Annotated in this window: 2 protein-coding genes; both read right to left on the bottom strand. The window is 69.3% G+C overall.

The features are described from left to right. A partial coding sequence (locus VIB55_RS20375) for an ABC-F family ATP-binding cassette domain-containing protein (RefSeq protein ID WP_331878507.1) occupies positions 1-987 on the bottom strand: 987 nt, incomplete at its 3' end. Between the two features lie 131 nt (positions 988-1,118). Further along, the coding region (locus tag VIB55_RS20370; protein WP_331878506.1) for a hypothetical protein at positions 1,119-2,607 on the bottom strand (1,489 nt) is incomplete at its 5' end.

Here is a 2,607-nt window from a genome sequence, read left to right as displayed (position 1 = left end):
CGCCTTCTTGATCCCCGAGATCTTCAGCACCTGCTTGCCGCTCTCGCGCCGCGGCACGAAGCGGAACTTGGGGTAGCGCCGCGAGCTGCCGGGAAGCTCCTCGAGCTCGTCGACCTTGCGCTCGATCATCTTGAGCTTGCTCTGGGCCTGGCGCGCCTTGCTGGCCTTGGCCTTGAACTTGTCGACGAACTTCTGGTGGTGCGCGATCTCCTTCTGCCGCCCCTCGATCTCCTTTTCCTTCCGCTCGCGGTCTTCCACCTTCTGCACCAGGAAGTCGCTGTAGTTGCCCCGGTACATCGTCACCGTCTGGTAGTCGACGTCCAGGATGTAGGTGGAGATGTTGTCCAGGAAGCGGTGGTCGTGGCTGATCACCGCCACGGGACCCTCGAAGTCCTGAAGGAACTTTTCCAGCCAGCGGATGGACAGGATGTCCAGGTGGTTGGTAGGCTCGTCGAGGAGCAGCACGTCGGGCGAGCCGGCCAGCACCTGCGCCAGCAGCACGCGCAGCTTGAAGCCGCCGGAGAGCGTGGAGAGCGGCTGCCGGTGCACCTCCGCCGGCAGGCCCAGCCCCTCGAGGATGGTGGCGGCGCGCGCCTCGGCGGTGTAGCCGTCCAGCCGCTGCACCGTATCCTCCAGCTCGCTGAAGCGGTCGGCGTCGAAGTGGATGTGCGCCTGGGCCAGCAGCTCTTCTTTGGCCACCATGGCGTCCCACAGCTCCGGGTGGCCCATCAGCGCCACCGCCAGCACCTCCTGGTCTTCGTACAGGAACTGGTCCTGGCGAAGCACCCCCAGGCGCGCCTGCTTGGGAATGGAGACGCTGCCCCTGCTGGGCTCGCCGTCGCCGCTGAGAATGTTGAGCAGCGTGGTCTTGCCGCACCCGTTGGCGCCCACGATGCCGTAGCGCTCGCCCGGGTTCAGCTGAAAGGCTGCATCGGCGAAGAGCACGCGGTCGCCGAAAGACTTTTCGAGATTGGATACGGAGATCATCCCCCAATATAACGAGGAACGGCCCCGTTCTGAACCCTTCCGATAGACGAAAGGACGCGCCGCGGGCAGCGAGTGCCCGCGGCGCGTCCTTTCGTGTGTCAGCCGCCGCGTTCAGCCGGCGGCCGGGCGGATCAGCTCCCGGCGCGCGCCAGGGCGCGGACCGAGGCCGCCAGGGCACGCACGCGCGCCGCGTCGGCGCCGCGGGCCTGGCCGTCGACGTAGCCCGCCAGGCGGTTGAGCACCGACCGGCGCTCGGCACCGGCGCCCAAGGCCTCGGCGCGGTTCAGGTCTTCGGCGATGCGGGCGATGGCGGCGGTGGAAACCCCGCGGCTGCGCACCAGCTGGTCCAGGTAGGCGCGCGACACCACGAAGGCGGCGGGCCACTCGATGCGGGTCTGCATCTGCGGGTTCCACTGCTCCATGCGCACCAGCTTGGCCGCCTCGAGCTCGTTGTGCGACAGGTGCATGCTGGGCGCCAGGCGCAGCACGTCGACCCCGCGGTTGATCTCGGTGCCATAGATCAGCCCGTTGTACCAGTAGGCCGACCAGTAGCCGCCCAGCACCAGCGACTCGGCCATGGGGCCGCGGTCGAAGAAGGCGATCTCCACCGGCTGGGCGGGGTTGGTGAAGTCGAACACCGAGATGCCGCCCTGGTACCACGCCTGCACCATGATGTCGCGCCCCGGCACCGGCACCAGCGAGCCGTTGTGGGCTACGCAGTTCTCCTGCGCCGTCTGCGGCGCCGGCAGCTTGTAGTGGCCGGCCGGGCGAAGCTCGCGGTTGGCCAGGGTGAAGATGGCGTTGGAGCCCCACAGCGGCGGGTCGGACGCGCGGCAGCGGGGAGCCGCGCCGCCGCCCCACTCGTCGGTGAAGATCACCTTGCTGGCGTCGTTGTTGAACGTGGCCGAGTGCCAGTAGGCGAAGTTGGGGTCCGTCACCTCTTCCACGCGCCGCGGGTTGGCCGGGTCGCGGATGTCCAGCAGGATTCCGTTGCCCGAGCACGCGCCCGCCGCCAGCCCCATCTGGGGATAGACGGTGATGTCGTGGCACTGGTTGGTCTGCGAGGTGGTCTGCGTTCCCTGCCCGTGCGCGCCGCCCTGCCACAGCCCGGCCATGTTGCCCGTCTGCGGGTCGGCGAAGATGCGCGGCGCGTTCACGACGCGGGCCTGCTGCGGGTTGGCGAGGGGAACGCGGATCACCTCGATGCGGAAGTACGCGCTGGCCGTGTCCTGCGGCGAGCGTACGCACCCGGCCAGCTCGCTGGGCGAGCGCGCCACGCTGGTGCCCTGCACGTACACGTAGATGTTGCCCGCGTCGCGCGGATCGGGCACCAGCGTGTGCGTGTGCGAGCCGCGGCACGTCTGCACCGCCGCCACCTGGCGCGGCGCGTCGAGGTTGGCGATGTCGAAGATGCGCACGCCGCGGAAGCGCTCGGCGCTCACCGTGTCCTGCACGCCCTGGGTGCCGCAGTCCAGCCGCCCGCGGGTTTCCTCGACCGACACGAACATCAGGTTGCCGTACACCGACACGTCGCCCTGGCCGCCGGGGCAGATGTTCGACGCCCGCAGCCGGGGCGCGCCGGGGTTGGAGATGTCGTACACCTGGATGCCGTGGTAGCCG

This window comes from Longimicrobium sp., from assembly GCF_036554565.1.
Classification (GTDB): Bacteria; Gemmatimonadota; Gemmatimonadetes; order Longimicrobiales; family Longimicrobiaceae; genus Longimicrobium.
This window is presented reverse-complemented; position numbering and strand designations above follow the sequence as displayed.